The 748-nt window shown below is 67.8% G+C and carries 1 protein-coding gene; it reads left to right on the top strand.

From position 1 onward, the window contains the following. Positions 1 to 50 precede the first annotated feature (50 nt). On the top strand, positions 51 to 748 hold a 698-nt coding region (locus ABD793_RS42555; protein ID WP_344869578.1), incomplete at its 3' end, for a ketoacyl-synthetase C-terminal extension domain-containing protein.

Here is a 748-nt window from a genome sequence, read left to right as displayed (position 1 = left end):
GTGATCCGATTGAGGCGCAGGCGTTGTTGGCGACGTATGGGCAGGGTCGGGTGGAGCCGTTGTGGTTGGGTTCGGTGAAGTCGAATATTGGGCATAGTCAGCAGGCTGCTGGTGTGGCGGGTGTGATTAAGATGGTGCAGGCGTTGCGGTATGGGAAGTTGCCTGCGACGTTGCATGTGGATGAGCCTTCCCCGCACGTCGACTGGTCCTCGGGCCGGGTCGAGCTGCTGCGCGAACCGGTGGACTGGACGCCGGGGGAACGGCCTCGGCGTGCGGGAGTCTCGGCGTTCGGGATCAGCGGCACCAACGCGCACGTGATCCTCGAAGAGCCGCCTGCCGGGGAACCGGCCGAGGTGCCGGGTGTCCCGGCGATCACGGCACGGGCATGGCCGATCAGCGCCCGTTCGGCGGACGCACTGGCCGAACAGGCGGCCCGGCTGCGGGACCACTTCCGCACCCACACCGAGCTGTCGCACGCCGACCTGGGGTACTCGCTGGCCACCACGCGGTCGGCCTTCGAGCACCGCGCAGTCGTCCTGGGTGAGCCGGTCGAAGGGCTGTCCGCAGTCGCAAGTGGACAGTCGGTGCCCGGTGTGGTGTCGGGGGTTGTCCCGGCGGCCGGGCCGGGTCGGGTCGGGTTTTTGTTTGCTGGTCAGGGTAGTCAGCGGGCGGGGATGGGGCGTGCGTTGTATGCGTCGAGTTCGGTGTTTGCGGGGGCGTTTGATGAGGCGTGTGGTTTGGTTGAGGC

The organism is Amycolatopsis ultiminotia (genome assembly GCF_039536925.1).
GTDB classification, from domain to species: Bacteria; Actinomycetota; Actinomycetes; order Mycobacteriales; family Pseudonocardiaceae; genus Amycolatopsis; species Amycolatopsis ultiminotia.
This window is presented reverse-complemented; position numbering and strand designations above follow the sequence as displayed.